General features: G+C 72.6%; 18 protein-coding genes. 12 read left to right on the top strand and 6 right to left on the bottom strand.

Translation table 11 applies throughout. The features are described 5' to 3' along the window. Positions 1-205: 205 nt before the first annotated feature. The 5 genes from ACFFRH_RS29775 to ACFFRH_RS29755 form a co-directional block, all read right to left on the bottom strand. Positions 206-1,945 carry a long-chain-fatty-acid--CoA ligase gene (locus ACFFRH_RS29775; RefSeq protein ID WP_344746873.1) on the bottom strand — a complete coding sequence of 580 codons (1,740 nt, stop codon included), beginning with the start codon at positions 1,943-1,945 and terminating at the stop codon, positions 206-208. A 7-nt stretch (positions 1,946-1,952) separates the two neighbouring features. Beyond that, a complete protein-coding gene (locus tag ACFFRH_RS29770) occupies positions 1,953-3,101 on the bottom strand; it encodes an NAD(P)H-dependent amine dehydrogenase family protein (protein ID WP_386161037.1) in 1,149 nt (382 codons plus the stop codon). Further along, the gene (locus tag ACFFRH_RS29765) at positions 3,098-3,925 is read right to left on the bottom strand and encodes a VOC family protein (RefSeq protein ID WP_386161036.1); all 828 of its coding nucleotides are present in this window, start codon (positions 3,923-3,925) and stop codon (positions 3,098-3,100) included. Before ACFFRH_RS29765 ends, ACFFRH_RS29770 begins: the two co-directional genes overlap by 4 nt. A 109-nt stretch (positions 3,926-4,034) precedes the next feature. Then, a complete protein-coding gene (locus ACFFRH_RS29760; RefSeq protein ID WP_344746871.1) occupies positions 4,035-4,856 on the bottom strand; it encodes an SDR family oxidoreductase in 822 nt (273 codons plus the stop codon). Further along, the gene (locus tag ACFFRH_RS29755; protein ID WP_344746870.1) at positions 4,853-5,401 is read right to left on the bottom strand and encodes a nuclear transport factor 2 family protein; all 549 of its coding nucleotides are present in this window, start codon (positions 5,399-5,401) and stop codon (positions 4,853-4,855) included. Before ACFFRH_RS29755 ends, ACFFRH_RS29760 begins: the two co-directional genes overlap by 4 nt. Positions 5,402-5,640: 239 nt before the next feature. On the opposite strand from ACFFRH_RS29755, the gene ACFFRH_RS29750 reads away from it, so the two are divergent. From ACFFRH_RS29750 to ACFFRH_RS29695, 12 genes are all read left to right on the top strand, one after another. After that, positions 5,641-6,381 carry an ABC transporter ATP-binding protein gene (locus tag ACFFRH_RS29750; protein WP_386161035.1) on the top strand — a complete coding sequence of 247 codons (741 nt, stop codon included), beginning with the start codon at positions 5,641-5,643 and terminating at the stop codon, positions 6,379-6,381. Next, positions 6,378-7,088 carry an ABC transporter ATP-binding protein gene (locus ACFFRH_RS29745; protein WP_386161034.1) on the top strand — a complete coding sequence of 237 codons (711 nt, stop codon included), beginning with the start codon at positions 6,378-6,380 and terminating at the stop codon, positions 7,086-7,088. The genes ACFFRH_RS29750 and ACFFRH_RS29745 overlap by 4 nt, the downstream gene beginning before the upstream one ends. 11 nt (positions 7,089-7,099) lie before the next feature. After that, positions 7,100-7,999 (top strand): branched-chain amino acid ABC transporter permease, encoded by a 900-nt coding sequence (locus tag ACFFRH_RS29740; protein WP_386161033.1) that lies wholly within the window; start codon positions 7,100-7,102, stop codon positions 7,997-7,999. Further along, entirely contained in the window at positions 7,996-9,276 is a 1,281-nt protein-coding gene (locus ACFFRH_RS29735) for a branched-chain amino acid ABC transporter permease (protein WP_386161032.1), read from the top strand. The genes ACFFRH_RS29740 and ACFFRH_RS29735 overlap by 4 nt, the downstream gene beginning before the upstream one ends. Beyond that, positions 9,273-10,589, top strand: coding sequence for an ABC transporter substrate-binding protein (locus ACFFRH_RS29730; protein ID WP_386161031.1), 1,317 nt, complete (start codon positions 9,273-9,275; stop codon positions 10,587-10,589). Before ACFFRH_RS29735 ends, ACFFRH_RS29730 begins: the two co-directional genes overlap by 4 nt. 14 nt (positions 10,590-10,603) lie before the next feature. Next, on the top strand, positions 10,604-12,496 hold the full coding sequence (locus ACFFRH_RS29725) for an AMP-binding protein (RefSeq protein WP_386161030.1): 1,893 nt from the start codon (positions 10,604-10,606) through the stop codon (positions 12,494-12,496). A 3-nt stretch (positions 12,497-12,499) separates the two neighbouring features. After that, on the top strand, positions 12,500-12,895 hold the full coding sequence (locus tag ACFFRH_RS29720; RefSeq protein ID WP_386161029.1) for a nuclear transport factor 2 family protein: 396 nt from the start codon (positions 12,500-12,502) through the stop codon (positions 12,893-12,895). After that, on the top strand, positions 12,892-14,676 hold the full coding sequence (locus ACFFRH_RS29715) for a class I adenylate-forming enzyme family protein (RefSeq protein WP_386161028.1): 1,785 nt from the start codon (positions 12,892-12,894) through the stop codon (positions 14,674-14,676). Before ACFFRH_RS29720 ends, ACFFRH_RS29715 begins: the two co-directional genes overlap by 4 nt. A gap of 832 nt (positions 14,677-15,508) precedes the next feature. After that, complete coding sequence (locus ACFFRH_RS29710) at positions 15,509-18,268, top strand: helix-turn-helix transcriptional regulator (RefSeq protein WP_386161027.1); 2,760 nt, start codon at positions 15,509-15,511, stop codon at positions 18,266-18,268. 265 nt (positions 18,269-18,533) lie between these two features. Further along, positions 18,534-18,674 (top strand): hypothetical protein, encoded by a 141-nt coding sequence (locus tag ACFFRH_RS29705; RefSeq protein ID WP_350971714.1) that lies wholly within the window; start codon positions 18,534-18,536, stop codon positions 18,672-18,674. Between the two features lie 255 nt (positions 18,675-18,929). Further along, positions 18,930-20,345: a hypothetical protein gene (locus ACFFRH_RS29700; RefSeq protein WP_386161026.1), complete on the top strand. Its 1,416-nt coding sequence runs from the start codon at positions 18,930-18,932 to the stop codon at positions 20,343-20,345. A gap of 264 nt (positions 20,346-20,609) precedes the next feature. Beyond that, a complete protein-coding gene (locus tag ACFFRH_RS29695) occupies positions 20,610-21,518 on the top strand; it encodes a tetratricopeptide repeat protein (RefSeq protein WP_386161025.1) in 909 nt (302 codons plus the stop codon). A gap of 472 nt (positions 21,519-21,990) precedes the next feature. On the opposite strand, the gene ACFFRH_RS29690 is transcribed toward ACFFRH_RS29695, so the two are convergent. Continuing rightward, the gene (locus ACFFRH_RS29690) at positions 21,991-22,698 is read right to left on the bottom strand and encodes a neutral zinc metallopeptidase (RefSeq protein WP_386161024.1); all 708 of its coding nucleotides are present in this window, start codon (positions 22,696-22,698) and stop codon (positions 21,991-21,993) included. Positions 22,699-23,008 lie beyond the last annotated feature (310 nt).

Raw genomic sequence — 23,008 nt, 5'->3', positions numbered from 1 at the left:
TGGAAACGCAGCTCTGGCGGACGGCCCTGTGCCGGACCGCCCGGAACCGCCTGGGGGCCTCAGCCGGTGGCAGGTGCCCGGCCGGTGCCCGTCTCGACCTGACCCACATGACCCACACCCGCGTGCGGTGGATGCCGGTCCTCATCCGTGCGCGGTGAGGAGACTCCCCGGGCGCCTCCCTCCGGATGACGCCCGGGGCCGGAAGTCAGCGGCGGCCGTGGTCCTCGCGGAGGCGCGTCTTGAGGAGTTTGCCGCTCGCGTTGCGCGGCAGCGCGTCCACGAACGAGACGTCGGCGGGGCACTTGAAGTGGGCCAGGCGCTCCCTGGTCCAGGAGATCAGCTGTTGGGCGGTGACCGGCTCCGCGCCGGGACGCGGGACGACCACCGCGTGCGGCACCTCACCCCATCGGTCGGAGGGCACGCCGACCACGGCCACCTCGGCGACCGAGGGGTGACCGGTCAGCACGCTCTCCACCTCGGCCGGGTAGACGTTCTCGCCGCCGCTGACGATCATGTCCTTGATCCGGTCGTGCAGGTAGAGGTAGCCGTCGGCGTCGAAGGAGCCCCCGTCGCCGGTACGCAGCCAGCCGCCGGGCAGGATCGTCGCGGCCGTCTCCGCGGGGCGCCGCCAGTAGCCCGTCATCACGTGCCCGCCGCCGATCAGGACCTCGCCCCGCTCGCCGGGACCGAGGTCCTCCAGCGTCTCCGGACGCACCACGCGCATCGGCACGCCGTGCATCGGGCGGCCCGCCGACAGCAGCCGCCCCTCCAGGCCCGGTTCCGGCAGGTGGTCGTCGGGGTGCAGGACGGTCACGCCGCCGGTCGACTCGGTGAGCCCGTAGCTCTGCAGGAAGCGGCAGCCGATGGACTCGGTCGCCGCCCGGATCACCGGCAGCGGGATGGGGGAGGAGCCGTACACGACGATCTTCAGCGCCGACCAGTCGTACTCCCGCACGCCGGGCAGCGCGACCAGTCGCTGGATGAGCGTCGGCACCAGGGCGGCGTGCGACACGCGCCGGGAGATCAGCAGGTCCCGCAGTTCCTCGGGGGCGGTGGCGTGTTCCAGCAGCAGGGCCGCGCCGTTGACGGCCGCGACCATCGCCAGGCCGAGCCCGGAGATGTGGAAGTACGGGATCGGCGCCATCGCCACCGACGTCTCGTCCATGCCGATCTCGTAGTGCATGGTCGCCAGAGCCTGGCCGAGGTTGCGCCCGCTCAGCATGATGCCCTTGGGCAGGCCGGTGGTGCCGGAGGTGTAGAAGATCAGCGCGGTCGAGCCGGGGTCGGCGAGCACCCCCGGGTCGTCGGCCGGGTGGCCGTCCAGCCAGTCTTCGTACGGGGTCGTCCCGGGGTCGCCGTCGGCGGTGACCACCCGGGTGAGGGAGGGGACGACGCCCTTCCCCGGGGCGAGGCCGCCGTCCCCGGAGCCGAGGACGAGCACCGACGGCTCGGCGTCGCCCAGGATCTGGGCGACCTCCGCCGGGGCCAGGCGGTTGTTCACGGCCGTGGCGATCGCGCCTATCTTGGCGGCGCCGTACAGCACCTCCAGGAAGGAGGGGGCGTTCGCCCCGATGTAGGCCACCCTGTCGCCCTCGCCCACCCCGTCGGCCAGCAGCGCGCGGGCGGCCCGGCTGGAGCGGGCATCGAGGACGGCGAAGGTCGTCACCCCGCCCGGCTCGATCACCGCGGGCAGGTCCGGGGTGGCCGCCGCCCGGCGGCGGAGGATGTCCGCCAGGCGCTCCACCCGCGAGCCGTCGGCGTGCAGCGCGTAGTCGGCGTCGAATCCGTGCCGGACGGGGCCGGTGACGACGGGGCCGGTGGCGGGGTTGGCGGCGGGACCGGCGGTGGCGGACCCGGTGAGGACGGGGTCAGGGGCGGCAGGGGCAGGGGCGGGATCAGGGGCGGCGGGACCGGTGGTGGAGCCGGTGGCGGCGGGGACGGTCACGGTGTGCTCACCTCGGCGACTCGGGAAGACGGGAACCCCGGGCGTCCGGTGACCCGGAACCTCCGCCCCCCGGCAGCCCGGGAGCCTCGGAGACGCCCGGTGACCCGGCAGGCCCGGGGAAGGAGAACGGGGCGAAGACCGGGGGTTCGAAGATGCCGGGCGGGGCGGCGAGGACCTCGGGGATGGCGCGGATCACCGGGCCCGCGGTGACGAACTGGCCCGCGGTGGTCCGGCTCAGCGGGTCGTCGGGCTCGACCAGGTTCAGGGTCATCGTCAGGCCCGGCCTGCCGGTGACCCGCACCGTCCAGTGGTCCCGGCCCGCGTAGCGCGGCATCGACGGGTCCATGGTCCACACGATGGACAGGGTCAGCACCCGCCGCCCGCCGCTGACCGCGTGCCAGCGCCACTCGGTCGCGGCCACCGTGCCCGCGGGGATCGTCCCGGCCGCGACGCGGAGTTCCCGGTCGGTGAGCTCCACGTGGTGGTCGGGTTCGTAGCGGTCGACGGCCAGGCCCATCCGCTCGGCCATGAACGCCAGGGTCTCGGTGTAGAGCATGCCGTACAGCTCCGGCAGCTCGCCCGAGGCGAGGTCGGTCTTCGCGGGGTCGGAGCCCATGCCCATCACGTCGAAGACGAAGTTCGGGTCCGGCGTGCGGCTCGCGTCGAGGACCTCGTCGATGGAGACGTGCTCCACGTCCAGGCAGACGCCGGTCAGCGCCAGCACCAGCCGCTCGCCGACGACGCCGGGGCTGATGCCCACGCCGTACAGGGTCGTGCCGCCCTCCCGGCAGGCGTCCAGGAACATCTCCTCGCGCTCTCTGCCGTGCGCGCGGGGGAAGTGATGGCCCGCGGTGGTGATCACGTTCTTTCCCGAGCGCAGCAACGCGCATATGTCGGCGTCGTGGGTCTCGTACGGGACCTGCAGCCGGGGCGCGTGGATGACGAGGTCGGCGGGGGTGTCGACGATCAGCTGCCGGTCCCGGGTGGCGAGCACGCCGGTGAGGGGCCGCCGGGCGATCTCGCCCGCGTCCCTGCCCGCCTTGCGGTCGCCGTAGACGTACAGCCCGGCGAGTTCCAGGCCGGGGGAGTCGAGGACGGCGCGCAGGCAGGTCCTGCCGATGGCGCCGGTCGCCCACTGGATGACGCGGACGCTCACGACGCGCCCTCCCCGGCGGACACGGACTCCCCGGCCGACATGGACTCCCCGGCCGACATGGACTCCCCGGCTGGTACGGGCTCCCCGGCCGGTACGAGGCGGATCGTGAGACCGGCGACGGTGATCTCGCGGGGGGCGCCGGGGGTGAGGGCGCGCAGGTCGAGGGCGACGAGGCCGCGACGACCGGTGCCGGTGCCGGTTCCGGTTCCGGGGTGGGGGACGAACCGGACGATCCGGCTTCCGATCCGTACGGTGGGCACGCCGTTCCCGGCGCCGGGGGAGTGCTCCGCCGGGACGTCCAGCAGGTGGGCCCAGAGTGCCGCGGTCTCCTCGGGGTGCCCGACCGCCACGTCGGCGGCGAGCAGGTCGCCCGCCGACGCGCCGGGCGGGCGCGCGGGAACGCTCCAGTCGTCGTAGTGCCACTCGCGGCCGGGCGGGATCTCGTCGGCCTCCAGCATCACCCCCAGGTCGCCGGGGTGCAGCTGGGTGATCGTCGCCCCCTGGAAGTCCTGCCGGTGGACGACGCGGACGTTTCCCGCGGCGGCCCGCTCCACCAGCGCCGCGGTGTCGGGGACGCGGATCGCGAGCAGGTAGCCGCCCTCGCCACCGGCGAGGAAGCGGTGCAGCGCCGACGTCTCGCCGGTGGGGGCCACGATCTCCAGATAGGTGTCGCCCAGGGTGAGGACCTCGTTGGCCATCGCGAAGGAGGCCAGCTCCGGGTCCGGGAAGCCGGGGGCCAGGCCCAGCTCCGAGCGGGCGACGGCGGAGGCGGCGGAGAGGTCGCGGGCCGCGAGCGTCGCCTGTACGAGTTCGAGGTCACTCATCGGCCGGTCCTCACGGTTCGCGTGCCGGGCGTGTTCGTCGGCCGGTCCTCGGGTCTCGTGTGTCGAGGACGCTCGCCGGTCCGTCCCCGGGATTTCGTGCCGGACGCGCTCATCGGCCGGTCCTCAGGTTCTGTACGTCGAGCAGCCTGGCCAGCTGGCGCTCGTACCGGCCGGGGTCGCGGGCGAGGCGGGCGCGGGCGTCGATCGCCATCCAGTCGGTGTCGGCGACGGACTCCCCGCGCGCGACGGCCTTGAGCCCGGCCCGCGCGACCTCGCGCGGGTCCTCCTTGGCGCCGTCCACGTGGGCGGCCATCCGGGTGTCCACCGAGCCGACGATCAGGGAGGTGACCTGCGTGTTCTGCGCGGCGAGCTCGGCCCTGGCGATGGTGCCCAGCCACAGCGCCGCCGCCTTGGAGGTGGAGTAGCCGCCCATGAACGGGGCCGGGGTCATCGCGGCGACCGACAGCACGTTGGCGATGGCGCCGCCGCCGTTGCCGCCGAGCACCGGGGCGAAGGCACGGGTCATGTTGAGGGTGCCGAAGAAGTTGACCTCCATCTCCCGGCGCGCCGCCTGCGGGTCGCCGGTCAGCACCAGGCGCTCGCCCGCGAAGTATCCCGCGTTGTTGATCAGGAGGTTCACGTCCGCGCAGGTCGCGGCGGCCTCGGCGACCTGGTCGAGGTCGGTGATGTCGAGCCGTACGGGAACCGCCCCGGCGGCCACCAGCTCGGTGTCGACGTCGGCGGGGTCGCGCGCCCCGGCGTAGACCCGCGCGGCGCCCTGGGCGAGGAGCTCCTCGACGAAGGCCCTGCCGATGCCGCGGTTGCCGCCGGTGACCAGGGCGACGGAGCCGCGGATCGCCTGGCCGCTCACCGGGCCGCTCACCGGGCCGCTCACCGAGCCGCTCACCGGGCCGCCCACTGGACCGCTCACCGGGCCGCCCCGTTCGGCCCGTCGTAGACGAGGTCGTCGGGGTGCTTGCCACCGCGCACCAGGACCGCCGGGTCGGGGACGAGCATGCCGAAGATCCAGGTCTCCGAGACGGGCGCGTCGTGGTTCCACTCCCAGACGAGCGCCCGGTGGGCGATGCCCCACCTGCCGTCGCGCCGCTCCAGGCGGTCGACGATGCGGGCGCCGACGAAGGAGTCGCCGAGCCCGTCGGGGGTCTTCACCCGGCTGAACGTGGTCACGTACGACTCGGCCTGCGCGCTGTCGCCCGCCAGCTCGACGAGCACGTTGGTCATGCAGTGCATGGTCCGGCTCCTGGGGTGGGTGAGCACGCGGGCGACGCTGCTCACGTAGTCCTCGGCGGTGCCCTCGAAGACACCGCCGTGGTCCTCGGTGGCGCCGGGCAGGTAGCACGCGGCCACCCCCTCGACGTCACCCCGGTCGACGGCGCGCAGATAGCGCGCCAGGACCTCGTAGATCTCCTGTTTGTCGAGCAGTGCCTGCACCGCTTCGTCGCGCCGGTCGGTCACGTCGGGCCTCCTCGCAGGGGTGGGTTCCTCGACGCTACAACTAAGAGAGTGAGTTGGCCAGGACTCGTTGCGGACGAGTTTCAACCGGGTTAAGGACCGTTGACGCACTCACTCTTTTTGTTGTAGTAAGACCTGACCAGCAACGCACTGCTAACTGAAGTATGAAAGCTCGCATTGGAGCCACTCAGATGCAGACGGTCCACGAAGCCGGTCAACGGCCCTCCCTCACGGTCACGGACGTGACGCTCCGCTTCGGCGGCGTCGCGGCCCTGGACGGGGTCGGCTTCACCGTCGCCCCCGGAGAGATCTGCGGGCTCATCGGTCCCAACGGCGCCGGGAAGACGACCCTGTTCAACTGCGTCACGCGGATCTACCGCCCCGACTCCGGCGCCATCGCCTTCGGCGACGCCGACCTGTCCCGCGTCAGGCCACACGACGTGGTGCGGCTCGGCATCGCCCGTACCTTCCAGAACCTCGCGCTGTTCCCCTCGCTCACCGTGCTGGAGAACACCGTGGCCGGGGCCCACGCCCGCGAGCGGGCCGGGTTCGCCGGAGCGCTCACCGGGTGGCCGGGCACCAGGGCCAGGCAGCGCCGCATCGAAGGGGAGGCCATGGACATCCTCACCGAGCTCGACCTGCGCGACGTGGCGCACCGGCCGGCCCAGGGCCTGCCGTACGGCACGCTCAAACGGGTCGAGCTGGCCCGCGCGCTCGCCGCGAGACCGAGACTGCTCCTGCTGGACGAGCCCGCCGGCGGGCTCACCCACGCGGAGGTACGCGACCTCGGCGAGCTCATCCGCCGCCTGCGCCGCGACCACGACCTCGGCGCCCTGCTGGTGGAACACCACATGGGCCTGGTCATGAGCATCTCCGACCACGTGGTCGCGATGGAGTTCGGCCGCAAGATCGCGGACGGCACTCCCGAGGAGGTACGCGGCGACCGCCGCGTCGTCGAGGCGTACCTGGGGAAGGCGTCATGAGCCTGCTCACCGTCGAGGGGCTGCGCGCGGGCTACGGCCAGGCGCGGGTCCTGCACGGCGTCGACCTGGAGATCGGCGAGGGGGAGGCGGTGGTGGTGCTCGGCGCGAACGGCGCCGGGAAGACCACCACGATGCGGGCCCTGGCCGGATTGCTCCCGTACGAGGGAACGATCCAGCTGGAGGGCCGCCCCCTCGGCGGGCTCCGGCCCGACGCGGTCGTCTCCCGGGGCGTGAGCCTGGTCCCGCAGGGGCGGGGCACCTTCCCGCACCTCACCGTGCTGGAGAACCTGCACGTCGGCGCCGCGCTCCGCAGGGACAAGGCGGGCATCCGCGAGGACGTCGACCGCTGGTGCTCGGTGTTCCCGGTGCTCGCCGAGCGCACCGGGCAGGCCGCGGGCACCCTGTCGGGCGGCGAGCAGCAGATGCTCGCGGTGGCCCGCGCCCTGATGAGCAGGCCCCGCCTGCTGCTCTGCGACGAACCCAGCCTCGGGCTCGCCCCGCGCATCGTCGCCGAGCTGTTCGACATCCTGGCGACCGTCAACCGCGAACAGGGCGTCTCGATGCTCCTGGTGGAGCAGAACGCCGAGCTCGCCCTCGGCCTCGCCAACCGCGTCTACCTGCTCGAAGTCGGCCGGGTGATCGCCTCGGGAACCGCCGGGGAGTTCCGCGGCGACGAGAGCGTCCGACGCGCCTACCTCGGGTACTGAGGAGCGCCCCCATGGACATCTTCCTCGAACGACTCTTCGACGGCGTCACCAACGGCGCCGTGTACGCGATCATGGCGCTCGCCCTGGTGGTGGTCTTCCGCAGCACCGGCACCATCAACTTCGCCCAGGGCGAGATGGCGCTGTTCACCACCTACCTCGCCTGGTGGCTCACCGCCGCCGCCCAGGTGCCCCTGTGGATCGCGGCCCTGGTGGCAGCCGCCGCGGGCTTCGTGCTCGGCGCGGTGGTGGAGCGCACCCTGATCAGACCCATCAGGCGGCGCAACGACATGGCCTCGCTCATCGTCGCGCTGGGACTGTTCACCGCGTTCAACGCGCTGGCCGGACTGCTGTGGAACTCCGAGACCAAGACGATGCCCAGCCTGTTCCCCAGCGCGATGGACGACTTCGTCTCGGTGGGGGGCGCCCGGCTCTACTGGGACGCGCTCGGCGTCTGGCTCTTCGTGGTCGTCCTGATCGGCGCGGTCTTCGCGCTCTTCAACCGGACCCGCCTGGGGCTGCACATGCGCGCGGTGGCCGACAACCCCGAGTCGGCCGCGCTCAGCGGGGTGCCGACCGGCCGCATCCTGATGCTCGGCTGGGGACTCGCGGGCGTCATCGGCTCCCTCGCCGGGGTGCTGCTCACCCCGCTCTCCCCGCACCAGCTCAGCCTGCAGACGATGTTCCCGATCCTCATCTACGCCTCCGCCGCCGCCCTGTTCGGCGGGCTGGACAGCCCGGTGGGCGCGGTCGTGGGAGGGCTCGGCATCGGCGTGCTCGAAGCGATGATCACCGGTTACGTCGAGTTCATCGGCGGCACGCTGCCGCAGACCGCGGCACTCGTCGTCATCGTCCTCATCCTCCTGTTCCGGCCCACCGGGCTGTTCGGGACCCGGCAGATGGAGCGCCTGTGACCCCCGAGACCGCCCTGTCCCGCGACGGCGGCCCCGACCGTGGCCGTGACAGTGCCTCCGGTCGTAGCCGCGACAGTGCCTTTGGCCGTGACCGCGACCGCGTCCCCGAACGTGATCGGGAGGGCGTGGCGCCGTCCGGCGGGGCCTCGCGCCGGTTCCCGGTCACCGTGCGCGCCGGGTCGCCCGCGCACCGGGGACTGCGGCTCGCCCTCCTCGCCGTCGCCGCCCTGCTGCTGGTCGCGGGCTCGTACGCCGAACCCTTCCGGGTCGGCCAGTTCACCAGTGTGCTGATCTTCGCCATCGCGATCAGCGGCCTCAACCTCGCCACCGGCTACACCGGCCTGCTGTCCATCGGGCACTCGGCCTTCTTCGGGCTCGGCGCCTACACCACCGGGGTCCTGGTGGTCTCGTACGGGGCCGCGCCCATGTCGACCATCCCGGTGGCGGTGGTGCTCTGCTTCCTGCTGGGACTCGTCGTCGGGCTGCCCGCGCTGCGCATCAGGGGCCTGTACCTGGCGCTGGTCACGCTCGCGGTGGGTGTCGCCTTCCCGGAGATCGTCCGGCGTTTCGAGGACTTCACCGGGGGCGCCGCGGGCCTCGTCATCCGCTCCCGGCAGCTGGGCCCGCCGGAGTGGACCGGGCTCACGGTCGGCCAGCGCGGCCTGTGGCTGTACTGGGTCAGTGTGGCCGCCCTGGTCCTGGTGCTCGTCCTCGTCCGCAACCTCACCCGCAGCCGCCTCGGCATCGCGATGATCGCCACCAGGGACAACGAGATCGCCGCCGCCGCCTCGGGCGTGCGCCTGGCGACGATCAAAACCGGGGTCTTCGGCATCTCCGGGGCCGTCACCGGCCTGGCGGGGAGCCTCTTCGCGATGTACGTCGGCGCGCTGTCGCCCGACGGCTCCTTCACGCTGCTGAAGTCGATCGAGCTCATCACCGGTCTCTTCCTCGGTGGCGCGGCCACCCTGTTCGGACCGGTCGTCGGCGCCCTCGCCGTCGTCTACCTGCCCTACTTCACCTCCGACCTGGCCTCGGGCCACGTGTCCGGCGTGCTCTTCGGCGCGATCCTCATCGCGATCGTCTTCCTGATGCCCCAGGGCATAGCCGGAGTCCTCGGCAGGCTCGCCGGGCGCGTCGTCCACGTCGATCCCGCGACCGGCGACGGCCACCGGGCGGCCCCGCCCCCCGATGACGCACCGCCCCCCGATGACGCACCGCCGCCCGGTGGCGACGCCGCCTCACCCCCCACCAGCGACACCCTGGGAGAACGCACATGAGAACCCGACACCTCGCCGCGATCGGCCTGACGGCCGCCCTGCTCGCCGCCGGATGCGGCGGGGCCGACCCGGCGGCGGACCCCGCCCCCGCGGCCGGGGCGGAGAGTGCCCCGGGCGCCGCCGCGGAGAGCGTGACACCGGTCGACGGCTGCGCCGACCCGGACGCCGCCAGGGAGAAGATCACCGGAACGCTCAAGGTGGGCTGGAGCGCCGCCCTGTCCGGGCCGCTCGCCCAGGCGGTCGGCGCCGTCATCGACGGCATGAAGGCCCGCTTCGAGGTGGCCAACGCCGCCGGAGGCGTCGGGGGCGTCAAGCTGGAGGTCGTCGCCAAGGACGACGCGTTCAACCCGGAGAAGGCCAAGGCCAACGTCAACGAGCTGATCCAGAAGGACGGCGTGCACGTCCTCGACACCTTCGGCTCCGGCCAGCTCAACGCGGTCGCCGACGACCAGAACGAGGCGTGCGTGCCCCTGCTGTTCGGCCAGGCGTCCGTGCCCGCTTACCGGGACGCGAAGAACTTCCCCTGGACCACCGAGTATCTCCCCTCCGCCGAGGTGGAGATGGCCGTCGTCGTCGAGCAGCTCAAGAAGAAGTACCCGGGTGGCGCGACCGTCGCGCTGGCGGTCAACCAGACCGAGTCCGGGCAGGGATACGCGCAGGGGTTCAAGAAGGCGATCGAGGGCACCAACCTCAAGATCATCAAGGAGGCCCCGCTCACCGACCCGAACGCCGCCGCGACGACCCTCAAGGCCAGCGGCGCCCAGGTGCTCGTGGACGCCGGGGTCACCACCGACTGCCTCACCCTCAGCATGGCCGTCGGCCGCGCCGGGTGGAAGCCCGACACCTTCGTCCAGCCCGCCAACTGCGTCGACGGCAAGTCGCTCTACGAGCCCGCGGGCGAGGCCGCGGACGGGCAGCAGATCATGGTCTGGCTGAAGGACCCGGGCAACCCGATCTACGCCGAGGACGAGGCGGTCAAGAAGTATCTCGCCGACATGGAGGCGCAGGGCAACAAGGCCCCGCTCAACAACTACACGGTCAACGGCTGGGCCATCGCCGACCTGATGGTGGACGTCTTCACCACGGCGAGCTCCTCCCCGGACGGGCTCAGCCGCCTCGGCATCATGAACGCGGCCCGCACCCAGGAGTACCACCCGCCGATGTTCATCGACGGCATCGACTGGAAGATGTCGCCCACGCAGGCGCTCGGCATCATGGCCTTCCGCCCGTTCGTCTGGTCGGCGGAGAAGAAGACCTTCGAACCGGCCGGTGACGTCGTCGACATCTCCCACAACTACGCGCAGGGCGACTGAGGACGATGACGGGGATGACAGGACTGCATCCGCCCGAGAGGGTCGAGGAGTACACCGCGAGGGGCTGGTGGACGGACGAGACCATGGACGGGCTCTTCGCGGCCCGGGTCGCCGCCGAGCCCGGCCGCCTCGCCGTCGTGGACCCGCCCAACAAGCGGGCCCTGGTGGACGCCGACCCCCGGCGCCTCACCTGGCGCGAGCTCGACGAGGAGGTGACGCGGCTCGCGGCCGTGTTGCTGCGGCACGGCCTGGGCGCGGGCGACGTGCTGGCCGTGCAGCTGCCCAACACGGTCGAGCTGGTCGTCGTCTACCTCGCGTGCTGGCGGCTGCGGATGGTCGTCTCGCCGCTGCCGGTGCAGTACCGCGAGCACGAGGTGGCGGAGCTCGGCGACCTCGCCGGGTTCGCCGCCTTCCTCACCGCCGCACGCATCGGTGACCGGCATCCGGCGGAGGAGGTCCGCACGGCCCTGCCCGGCCTGCGCGTCCTGCTGGTTCACGGTGCCTCGGTTCACAGCGCCCCGGCTCATGGTGCGTCGGCTCACGGCGTTCGGGTCGGGGGCGCTCCGGCTCGCGGCGCGTCCGCCGACGGCGGTCCGGACGGCGGCGGATCCCTGCCCGCCGGGGCCGTCGACCTGGACGCCGAGCTGGCGGCCGTCGTACGGGCCGAGGCGGACGGGGACGAGACGGACGGGGCCGGGGCGGACGGGGGCGAGGCCGGCAGGAGGGAGGTCGGTGAGGCCGTCCGGGCGTACGCGGAGGCGCACCCCGCCGACCCCAACGACTGCGTGACGATCTGCTGGACCTCCGGTACCGAGAGCACTCCCAAGGGAGTGCCCCGCACCCACTACGACTGGCTGGCGATGAGCTGGGCCACGGTCGACGCGCCCCGGCTCACCGGTGACGACGTGCTGCTCAACCCCTTCCCCATGGTGAACATGGCCGGGATCAACGGCATGTTCCTGCCGTGGCTGCGCGTCGGCGGCGTACTCGTCCAGCACCACCCCTTCGACCTGCCGACGTTCCTGCGGCAGATCACCGAGGAGCGCGTCACCTACACCGTCGCGCCGCCCGCCCTGCTGACCCTGCTGCTGGCCCGCGCCGAGCTGCTCGCCACGGCCGACCTGTCGTCGCTGCGGCTCATCGGGTCGGGGTCGGTGCCGCTGGCGCCCTCCATGGTCAGGGGCTGGCAGGACGACCACGGAATCGGGATCATCAACTTCTTCGGCTCCAACGAGGGCATCGCCCTGCTCACCGACCCGCACGACGTGCCCGACCCCGAGCAGCGGGCCAGGTACTTCCCCCGCTACGGCGTGCCGGGCATCACCTGGAGCTCCCGGATCTCCGCGCAGGTGTCGGTACGGCTGGTCGACCCCGACACCGGCGAGGAGGTCGTCGAGCCCGGCCGTCCCGGGGAGCTGCGGATCAAGGGGCCGATGGTGTTCCCGGGCTACCTGCGCGGTGACCGGGTGGCCGACCCCTTCGACGAGCTGGGCTACCTGAGAACCGGCGACGTCTTCGAGATCGCCGGGGAGCGCGGGGAGTTCCTGCGCTACGTCGACCGGGCCAAGGACCTCATCATCCGGGGAGGCATGAACATCGCCCCGGCCGAGCTGGAGGGTCTCATCGCCGCCCACCCCGCCGTCCAGGACGTGGCGGTCGTCGGCTACCCGGACGACGTACTGGGGGAGAGGGTGTGCGCGGTGGTGGTGCCGCGCGAGGGGAGCGCCCTCACCCTCGGCGAGCTGGTCGGCCACCTGCGCGCCGACCGCATCGCCTCGTACAAGCTGCCGGAACGGCTGGAGCTGCGGGACACGCTGCCCCGCAACCCCGTCGGCAAGATCCTCAAACGCCGCCTCAGGAGCGAGATGGCGCACGCACCGGAAGCGGCCGGGGAAGAGGGAGTGTGAGACGTGGACGACGACGCGAAGCTGTCGGTGGTACGGGACATGGTCGAGGCGTGGAACGCCCTGGACTGGGAGCGCGTGGTCGGGCTGTTCGCGCCGGACGGCGTGCTGCACAGCGTGATGCAGGAGCCCCTGCGCGGGCGCGAGGCCATCGGCGAGCGCCTCGCCGTCCTCGCCGACGGCCTGGAGCGGCTCACCCTGCACGTGCGGGCGCTGGGGGTGATCGACGGCCGGGTGTTCCTGGAACGTCTCGACGTCTTCGACGTCCGAGGGCATCACGGGGAGGTTCCGGTCGTCGGAGTGCTGAGCGTGGCGGACGGGTTGGTCACCGAATGGCTGGAATACTACGACCGGGCCACCCTGCTGCGCGGGATGGGTCTCGGTACGGACTTCGCGGCATGACGACCCCCGCTCCGCACGGCTCGGGGACTCCCGGCTCCGCGACGCCGGGTGCCGGGACGCCGGGCTCCGAGGTGTCCGGGCCGGACGCGTCCGGCCACCGTTCGTCCGGGTCCGGCTCGTGGGGGGCCGGACCCGGCGGACCGGCGGCGGGCGGCCCGCACGGTCCACACGGCTCGCCGGGTCCACGCAACTCGCCGAGCCCGCCGAGTCCGCCGGGCTCTCCGGGCTCGTACGCGCCGGACGGCTGGGGCGCTCTCCTGCGGGCCGCCGTGCGGCGGTTCGGCGGGCGGACCGCGATGGTCGCGCACGGGGAGCGGCGGACCTACCGCGAGCTCGGGTCCAACGCAGCCAGGCTCGCCAACGCCCTGCACGGGCTCGGGGTCCGTCCCGGCGACCGGGTGGCGCTGATGGCCGAGGACCGGGTCGAGGCGCTGGAGGCGTACGTCGCCTGCGCGTTCGGCGGGTTCACCGCCGTGCACGTCAACGACCGGCTCAGGGCGGGCGAGGTCCAGGCGATCGTCGACGACGCCGACGTGCGGGCGTTCCTGCACACGGAGGGCCGGACCGAGGTCGCCGAGGCGATCGCCGGGCCCGGCGTCCTGGTCAGCGCGGGGCGGGACCCCGCCCGGGGCGCGCTCCGCTACGCGGACCTGCTCGCCGGGGCCTCCGACCGGGTTCCCGAGGCGGGTCCCGGCGGCTTCCCGGCCGTGATCGGCTACACCAGCGGGACGACGGGCGACGCCAAGGGTGTGGTGGTCGAGGACGCCACGCTGGCCAGGATCATCCGGCACATGCCCTTCCACTACCGGCTCGCGCCGGGCGGCAGGTGCGCGTTCACCGGCACGTTCTCCTTCGTGGCCGGGTTGTGGGGGGTCATCCTGCCGCACCTGTACCTCGGCGGAACGCTCTCCTTCATGGCCGGGCTGGCGCCGGACGCGTGGGTGGACGCGATGATCCGCGAGCGGTCCGCCTTCACCTACGTGCCCAGCCCGCTCGCCCCGGCCTTCGTCGCGGAGGTCCGGCGCCGCCCCGAGGTGCTCGGCACCCTCCGCACGGTGCTCCACTCGGCCTCCGCGCTCCCGCCCGACCTCGTCAGGGAGATGGTCGACCTGGTGGGGAGCCGCTACATCGAGACGTGGGGGATGACCGAGACGGGAGCGCCCGTCACCGCCACCTCGGCCGCCGACTGGGGGCCGGGCTGCGAGGCCGACGACATCCACGCTTCCGTGGGACGGCCGATGCCCATCGCGAGCGTGCGGGTCCTCGACGAGGCGGGCGACCCCCTCCCGCCGGGCGCCGTCGGCGAGCTCGCCGTGGAGTCCGACACCCTCTTCGCCGGGTACCACAACCGGCCGGACGCCACCGCCGAGGCGTTCACCGGCCCCTGGTTCAGGACGGGCGACGCGGGCCGGGTGGACGAGGCCGGATACGTCTACATCACCGACCGCATCAAGGACATGATCATCACGGGTGGTATGAACGTCTACCCGGCCGAGCTGGAGAAGGTCCTGGCGGGCATGCCGGGTATCGCCGAGGCGGCCGTGTTCGGCACGCCCCACGAGCGCTGGGGCGAGGCCGTCACCGTGGCGGTGACCCCGTCCCCGGGAGCCGCCGTGACCGGCGAGGACGTGATCGGCTTCCTCTCCGGGCGGGTCGCGGGGTACAAGAAGCCCTCCCGGGTGTTCGTCGTCGAGGAGCTTCCGCGCAACGCGGCCAGGAAGGTGCGCAAGGAAGTGCTACGGCGGCGCTTCCAGGACACGGACGGCTCCGCCCTGCCCTGACCGGCTCCGCCTTGCCCTGCTTTGTCCCGACCAGCCCCGCTCTGCTTTGCTCTGACCAGCTCCGCTCCGCCCTGCTCTGACCGGCCCTGACCTCCGCCGCCCGTGACGCTTGCCCGGTCCTGGCCCGCGCCCATCCATGACCCCGAACCGCCCGGGTCGCCCGATTCGCCCAGATCGCCGGGCGGCCCGGTTCGTTCGGGCTGCCCGGTTCGCCTAGGCCCCCACGCCGATCGCACCGACCGTGCAGCGGACGCCGCTCGGGTTCCAAGCGCCGCCCGTGTCGTCGACGCCGTCCTCACGTTTCGCCGCCCGGGGCGGAGCCCTGAGCGAGTGCCCGGACCGTGGTTGAGAAATCGCACACCGTATCCGCAGTGTGCTTTCCCGCGTAATGTGCGAGGTATTGGACACTTCGTGTCATAGCACACTTGCCGAGCGCGGAAATCGCCGATCGCGTGAAGTCCGCGCCGCGCGTGCGGTAATCAATGGCCGTTACCTATTTGTGGCCGACCGTATCCACGAACTGTCATCCCTTTCCCCGACAGTGGATCGTTCCCATTCCGGGGAAACCGTGTGGAATACGGCGAGCACCAGGTCGGAGCTGACGGGAAGGGGGACGTGGATATCCCGGGAAGGGTTTCCTGGTGTGTCCGGATGATCGCAGCCTGCTTCCGCGGCGTTCCGTGGGCGAGGGAATCCAGAGGGTGTCCGGACGATGTGAAATTAGTTCGGATCCGTTTCATGAAGAATATTCAGATGAATCCATGCCGATAGGTTGATTCCTGATCCATAATCGCCGTCAAGAACATTGAGGATCGGGAAAGGGAGCGCTGCGTTGTACGGCAGAACCTCTCCGCTGTTCATCGGCCGGAAGCGGGAGCTCGACTTCCTCGGCGAGGCGTGGGGGGAGGCCAGACGCCGTGACGCGCGGATCGTGGGCGTCCGGGGAGTGTCGGGAATCGGCAAGACCGAGCTGGTCGAGCGCTTCCTGCGCACCGTGCCCGGCGTGCGGACCGTCCGCGCCTTCGGCGACGAGGACGCGCTCGCCCATCCCTGGGGGGTCCTGGAACAGATCGCCGAGCAGCTGCCGACCCCGGTGCTCGCCAGGACGCTGTCGGGCCAGGCCGAGGCCGCCTTCATCGGGCAGGCCCTCGCGGCGGAGTTCGCCGCCGCGGACGCGCTGATCGTGGTCGTCGACGACGCGCACTGCGGCGACCGGCAGTCGATGGCCGCGCTCCGCCTGGCGGCCCGGCGCCTGCGCAACGCCCAGGTCATGCTCCTGGTCGTCCACCAGGCTCCCGGGTACGCGACGGGAGCGGCCCCGGACGCTCCCCGCCTGGAGCTCCACGAGGGCTGGGAGCGGATCTTCGACTCGGCGCAGGGGCGCCTGCTCCAGGTCGAGGGGCTCCCCGCCGACGATCTCGTGAGACTCGCCGTCGCGACCGGTCACGACGGGCTCACCCCCTCAGGCGCCAGGAGGCTGCACGAGCACACCGACGGCAACGCGCTGCACTCGATCCTCCTGCTGGACCAGGTGGAGATGCACTCGATCAACTTCGGCAACGGCCCGCTGCCCGCCCCCCGCGGCATGACGCAGGCCGTCGTGGCGCGGCTGGCGTCGTGCGACCGCCGTACCCGCGAGGTCGTCGGCGCGGCGGCGGTGCTCGGCCGCCGCTTCGGCCTGGCCGACCTGCGCGCGCTCTCCGGTGTCGCCGACGCCACGACGCCGCTCGAAGAGGCCGTCGCCGCCGGGCTGGTCAAGGAGATCCCCGGCACGGGAGGGCAGGAGTTCGCGTTCACCACCCTGCTCGTCTGGGACCGCATCTACTACGACTCCGGCGTCGAGCGCCGCCGCGCGCTGCACCGCAGCGCCGCCCTGCTCGGCGGCCCCGGCGCGCTGTGGCACGGGATCGCGGCGTCCGGCGGTGGCACGGACGGCGAGCTCGCCGCGCTCGCCCAGGAGGAGGCCCAGTCCCTGCTGTCGCGCGGCAGGCTCCCCCTGGCGGCGGTGTACGCCCGCCACGCCGCGGAGCTGACGCCGCCGGGACCCGACAGGGTGGCCCGGATACTGACGACCGCGGAGACCCTGCTGGTCTCCGGTGACGCCACCGTCGCCCGGCGCTACGAGAGCGAGATCCTCGCGATGCCGCGAGGTCCCTGGCGCGACTACGTCGCCGGTTACCAGGCCCTGATCTCCGGGCGCGTCGCGGAGGCCAAGCTGCTGCTGGTCCAGGCCCTGGGCGCCGTCGGGCAGGGCGGGGCGGAGAGTCCGCACGCGCCCGCGGACCTGCGGGCGCGCATCGCGGCCCAGCTCGCGATCATCGGGGTGGTCGAGATCTCCTACCCCGAGATGGTCGAGTACGGTACGGCGGCCGTCGCGGCGGGCAGCCGCGAGCCGTGGGTGCGCGCGTTCGCCTGGTTCGCCCAGTCCCTGGGCTGGACCCTGGCCGGACGGGCCGAGGAGGCGCTGGCGTCCCTGGCGGACGCCGACCTGCCGGGTTCGGCGGCCGGCCTGGACGGGCTGGTGGCCCGCGGGATGATCCGGCTGTGGACCGACGACCTGGAGGGCGCGTCCGCGGACCTGCGCGAGAGCGTCGCGCGGGCCACGCGCGGCGAGGCGCTGCGGGTCGGCCAGGCGCTCGGCTTCCTGGGCGAGGTGGAGTACCGGCGGGGCAGGCTCGACGACGCCGTCCAGTTCACCCGGCTCGCCGTCGGTGACGCCGAGGAGAACGAGCGCGTCTGGGACTACGCGCTCCTGCACTCCCTGGCGTGCTTCCCCCGCGCGGCCCGGGGCGAGTGGGACCGGGCGCGCGAGCACGCCCGCCAGGCCGCGGAATGGGCGCCGATCGTCGAGAGCAGGGTGAGTCTCGCCTACGCGGCGGGGGCGCGCGCGTCGATCGCCCAGGCCCAGGGCGACGTCCAGCGGCTGCTCAGCGCGGCCGAGACCATCGAGCTGCACTACGACTCCCTGGAACCGGGCACCCACCTGTTCGGCCCGGTCGGCGCCGACGCGCTCTCCCAGCTCGGCCGGGTCGACGAGGCGGACGTCTCGCTGGGCGTCTTCACCGACAGGGCCGCCTCGAGCGGGCGCCTCTCGACCCTGATGTCCATCGCCAGGGTGCGGGGCCAGATCGCCGCCGCCCGGGGCGACCACGCGGGCGCCGTACGGGAGTGCGAGGAGGCTCTCTCCCTCGCCCGCGAGGTGGGATTGCCGATCGAGGCAGGCAGGATCGACCTGGTGATGACGCGCTCCCAGCACGCCCGGGGCCGCCATGCCGAGGCGGAACGGCTGCTGAGGCGGGCGCTCGTCGCCTTCAACCGCACCGGCGCCGTGGCCTACGCCGATCTCGCCCTGAAGACGGCCGGGGAGCTCAGGCTCTCCGTGGACGGCCCCAACGCCGCCTTCAGCAGCCTCACCGGGGCCGAGCGCGAGGTCGTGGCGATGGTGTGCGAGGGCATGACCACCCCCCAGATCGCGCGGGGGCGCTCGGTGACGGTCAGCACCGTGGAGACGCAGCTGAACCGCATCTACGCGAAGCTGAACGTCAGCAACCGGCGCGAACTCCGCGCCGTCCTGTCCGACCCCGACGAGTAACCGGCATCCGGTGTCCGCCGTCCGGCACCCGGTATCCGGTGCCCGGTTCGCGGCTCGTGGATTACGACGCCCCGGCCAGGCCGTCGTACGGAAACGGCCAGGCCCGCGTAGGGGAAACCCGCACGTCAGGGTACGGGAAACGGGCATGTCGGGGTTTGTCGTGCCATCTATAGGGGTGGTACCTGGACGCCTTCCCGTTTCCCGGCGATTACCGTGAGCGCTTGCCAGAGCGCCGGGAGAGCGGCGCCGCCGACAGGAGGCCGGAATGCGGTTGACCATCGACGTCCAGAGGACCGCCACCGGTCACATCGCCGGGACGGTCGAAGCCGATGACTCCGCGCCGCCCGTCCCCTTCCACGGCGTCATCGAGCTGGTCACCCTCCTGGAAACCCACCTGGACGGATGATCGCGCGAGAGGGTGCCGTGTGCCCGCCGGCGCCGGAGGCAGTCGTCCACGGAGTGTCACGCAGGGGGGAGAGCATCAGATGGGCACCACGTCCCACCTCGGGAGGGAACACCGCCGCCCGGAGACGGGCCGCGCGCACCGCCGGTCGCCGGTCATGACGGCCCTGTGGGTCACGCAGGACATGCGGGATATGCAGGGCGCGCCGTCCGGGCGGGCCGGGTGGAACGGCCGCGCGGGATCGGCGGGGGCCGTCGCGTGAACGTCACCATGACGGTCTTCGTGCCGCCGACCGAGAGCGGTCACGACCTGCTGGACAACTGGATACGGCCGGCCTGCGCGAGGCTGGGGGTCCGCCTGGCGGTCGCTCTTCCCGGCGCAGGCCAGGACACCGCGCTCGCGGCGCAGCGGGCGTCGACCTTCGTCGTGTGGGACTGCTCGCTCGAAGGGCCCGAGGACGTCTACGCGGCCTTCAACATGCGCGCCAAGCTCGACCCCGGCAGCATCGTCCTCAGCCGTACCCCCCTGCCCCGCAACGTGCTGACCCGCGCCAGCCACGCCCCCGCCCACGGCGGGACCCTGGGCAACCCGGAGCTGGGCGAATGGCTGGAACGACGCCTGCGCCGCGTGCTGGGCACGGTCCGGACGCCCGCGCCGCGCCTGCCCGAGCCGCGGGAGCACTACTGGATGTTCGACAACCCGGCCGACTACTTCCTCAGCTTCCACGGCGAGAGCCGGCAGGAGGCGGAGGAGTGGCGCGCGGGCTTCGAGAAGGCCCACTCGGTCACCGTGCGGATGGTGCCGCCCCGCGAGTACTCCTACCCGGCCGAGGTGGTCACCCGGCAGCAGATGTGGGAGAGCGTGGCGCGGCTGATGTACGAGATCATCGCGACGGGGAGGGCCATCGTCCATCCCGCGCCGGACTACTTCTCGTCGTTCTGGACGGTGAGCGAGCTGCTGGCCACGCTGTGGCTGCTGCCGCACGGTCCCAGACCGCCCATGATCACCTCCGCGTACGCCACCCGGCCCTCGGGCGGCATCCGGAGGATGGAGCCCCTCACCGCCCGTACCGTCCTGGGAGTCCCCCCGCTGGGCGAGGCCCACGCCGACCGCTTCGCCAGGCTCATCAACCACGCCGACCCGATCACCACCGCCCCGGAGATCCGCAGGTCTCCGGCGGGCGGGGGAGAGGCCGTCACCGGGACGGTGAAGCGGGTCGGCCGGCACGACCCCGAGCTGGCGACCTCACGGTTCTGGGACGAGACGCGGGTGCCCTGCCCGGTCTGCGCTCCCCGGGGCAGGGCCGCGGCGAAGGTCGACTGGGACCGGCACATGGACCTGTCATGGGACGAGCGGGGCGTGGACCACTACGGCTACTTCACCGTGCGACGCGAGGAGCTCGGCACGGGAGGGATTCGCTGCCCCGGGTGCCGTACCCACCTGAGGTTCGTCAACGAGCACGGCGTCCGCACGCTCTGGACACCGCTCACCGAGGGGGAACCCGAACGGGACCGGCCGGTCATCCAGTGCGATCCCGTCTGGCAGGTGCTGCCGGACGGCCCGGGGGGCGCCGAGCCGATTCACGAGAGAAGGGACGCCGGCTCCCTTCCCGATCTCAACGACAAGGGGTTCACCGCCGAGATGAGGTGGGTCCCGGCGCGCAGCTCCGTCTAGCCGGGCGAGGGGTCCCCTCCGGGGACTCGGCACCCTGTGATCGGGAGCGTTCCAAAGCATCGGGCAACGTGTCGATCGCCATCGACGGGCTCGACTCGGCCCGGCCGAGAGGAGGCGAGAGTTCGGTGAGAGGAGGCGAGACGGATCCCGTTCACACCGCTCAAGGAGAGTTCCCACGCTCAGGGAGAGTTCCCACCCTCAAGGAGAACGGATGAACGCCATCCCTTTCCGGTCCGCGGGCCGGGGCGCCAGGGTGAGGCCCCGGTGAAGGCGGAGGACGGCGGGACCGCGGACCGCGAGCGCGACCTGGCCCTGTCACTGAGCCGTCGCTCCGGCGAGCTCGCGGCCGCCGGGCGCCACGAGGAGGCGCTCGCCGCGAGCGAGGAGGCGCTGGAGATCACCCGGCGGCTGGCCGGGGACGATCGTGACACCTATCTTCCCGACCTGGCCCTGTGCCTGGCCGGCGCGGCGATGCGGTACGTCCGGCTGGGCCGCAGGCATGACGCGGTCCGCGCGGGACGCGAGGCGGTGGCCGTCAGGCGCGAGCTGGCGGAGACGCGCCCCGGCGAGTATCTGCCCCACCTCGCGGGTTCGCTGAACGGCCTCGCCTGCGACCTGGGCCGGATCGGCAGGCCGGAGGCCGCCCTGGACGCCGCCCGCGAGGCGGTCGGCATCTACGAGGGACTCGCCCTCCGGGACCCGGCGGCACACGAGCCGAGCCTCGCGATGGCGCTGCACACCCTGGCCCAGCGGACGGCGTCGCTGGGGCGGCTGGAGGACGCCGTACTCCACAGCATGAGGGCCGTCTCGATCCGGCGACGGCTCGCCGCGGAGAACCCGCCCGCCTACTCGGTGGCCTTCGCCACCGCGCTGCACGGTCTCGGCTGGCAGCTGGCCGCGCTGGGACGTCGCGAGGAGGCCATCGCCGCCTACGCCGAGTCGGTGACGATCCGCCACCGGCTGGCCCGCTCGGAGAACGCCCAGGCCGCCGACCACGACTACCTGGCCTCCGTGGCGGGAGAGTGGGCGGACCTCCTCATGGACGCGGGACGCATCCCGGCGGCGATGGAACCACTGGAGATCGCCAGAACCGCCTCCCTGCACGCCGGTGACACCGAACGGGCGAACCGCCTGGCCGCCCTGATGGAACGTGCCGGAAACAGCCGCGCCTGAGTCCCGCTTCCCGTACGGGTGGCTCCCGCTCCGGTTCCCGTGTGGAGAGGTGAGGACGAGATCCGCGTCCCGCGCGGGAGGAGGGGACTCGCGCGGGCCATGGACGAGCGCGGGCCGGGCGCATGAGCGCGGGAGCAGGAGCATGTGCGCGGTCCGGGGCGTGTGCGGGGGGATCCGATCCGCGTGCCGAGGTCGTGTGGTTGGGGTGTGCGACCTGGGGTCAGGTGACTGGGGCGCGTGGGCCGGGCTCGGTGGTTGGAGTGCCCGGCGGCCGTTCGGCGAGTGTGGTTCGTGACCCCGGCCCGGATGACCCCTCCATCACCCCGGCCGGGGTCCTACCCGGCGATGGGCCGGGTGCTCCGGTGGGCGCGGTCGCGGTCGCGGGCGCGAACGTGGTTGTGAGCAGGGGCGTGGCCGTGAGTGCGGTCGTGAACAGAAGTGAGGACGCGGTCGTGAGCCGGGATCACCCTCGTCACGCGAAGCATCCGCCCACGCCCTGGCGCGCACCCCGGTTGAAGGCGCCCAGGCGTTGCGCGGCGGTGCCGTGGTCGCTCACGTCGGTCCAGGGGGTGTCGTCGGCGTGCGCGCGCAGGGCGGCCGCGATCTCCGCGGTGTCGCCGGTCTCGAAGTACAGGATGCCGTCGTCGCGGGCGCCGAAGAGCGCCGCCCCGGCGAGGCAGTCGGCCTGGAGTTCGAACTGCCGGGACAGCAGCCTCTCGGGAATGCGGGCCTGGACGGCGTGGGCCCATTCGTGCGCGATGATCAGATAGACCCAGGCGTCCCCCTGCCGGTACCCCATTCGCATGAGGTCGACGTCCCACGCGACGAAGTCGTAGGGCGGCCAGCAGTAGAGGGCGTTGTCATCGGGAAGGGGATATCCCTGACATGTCGGGGTGTCGCTCCACCCGCCGTCGTACGCGCCGAGAACGCGCGGGGGTGAATACCTGCCGGAGAAGAACTCCGACCAGTGCGCCGCCCAGAACCGGTTGATGACGTACTGGGCACTGCGGATGTCCTCGTTGATGTCGTCGAGGCTCCTCACGCCGGAGGTGCTCGCCGGGGCGTTTCCGCTCGTCGTGGCGGACGCGGTGCCCAGGGAGCCCGGAGACCCCGCGATCAGGATGCCGGTGAGCAGAGCGACGAGTGCGAGACGAGTGCTTCTCCGTCGTGAGGATGCCACGGGCTTCTCCCCTGTCACTGGCGGCCACCAATGGTTTTATCGCAGGGCTCTTCAACAGGGCACGGTCACCATATGGGGAAAGGTAATACGAGAGAAGCGCTATCGCGAGATCGCATGGAATATCGTGTTAATTCGTCTCTGGATTCGGGGGATTAGAGGCGCGTCGTAAATCGGCGCGAAGCAGGAGCGGTTCCCGGAGGGCCTCTCCTTTCGCCGTGTCGCCGTGTCGCCGTGTCGCCGTGTCGCCGTGTCGCCGTGTCGCCGTGTCGCCGTGTCGCCGTGTCGCCGTGTCGCCGTGTCGCCGTGTCGC

Source organism: Streptosporangium vulgare (assembly GCF_042428775.1).
In the GTDB taxonomy this organism is placed as follows: Bacteria; Actinomycetota; Actinomycetes; order Streptosporangiales; family Streptosporangiaceae; genus Streptosporangium; species Streptosporangium vulgare.
Note: the sequence above shows the minus strand (reverse complement) of the source record. Positions and strands in the feature narration are given on the sequence as shown.

Bases quoted from the DNA above. Each gene is read 5' to 3' on its own strand.
- ACFFRH_RS29745 (WP_386161034.1), top strand. From the start codon at position 6,378: ATGAGCCTGCTCACCGTCGAGGGGCTGCGCGCGGGCTACGGCCAGGCG.
- ACFFRH_RS29715 (WP_386161028.1), top strand. From the start codon at position 12,892: ATGACGACCCCCGCTCCGCACGGCTCGGGGACTCCCGGCTCCGCGACG.
- ACFFRH_RS29765 (WP_386161036.1), bottom strand. From the start codon at position 3,925: ATGAGTGACCTCGAACTCGTACAGGCGACGCTCGCGGCCCGCGACCTC.
- ACFFRH_RS29705 (WP_350971714.1), top strand. From the start codon at position 18,534: ATGCGGTTGACCATCGACGTCCAGAGGACCGCCACCGGTCACATCGCC.
- ACFFRH_RS29740 (WP_386161033.1), top strand. From the start codon at position 7,100: ATGGACATCTTCCTCGAACGACTCTTCGACGGCGTCACCAACGGCGCC.
- ACFFRH_RS29730 (WP_386161031.1), top strand. From the start codon at position 9,273: ATGAGAACCCGACACCTCGCCGCGATCGGCCTGACGGCCGCCCTGCTC.
- ACFFRH_RS29725 (WP_386161030.1), top strand. From the start codon at position 10,604: ATGACAGGACTGCATCCGCCCGAGAGGGTCGAGGAGTACACCGCGAGG.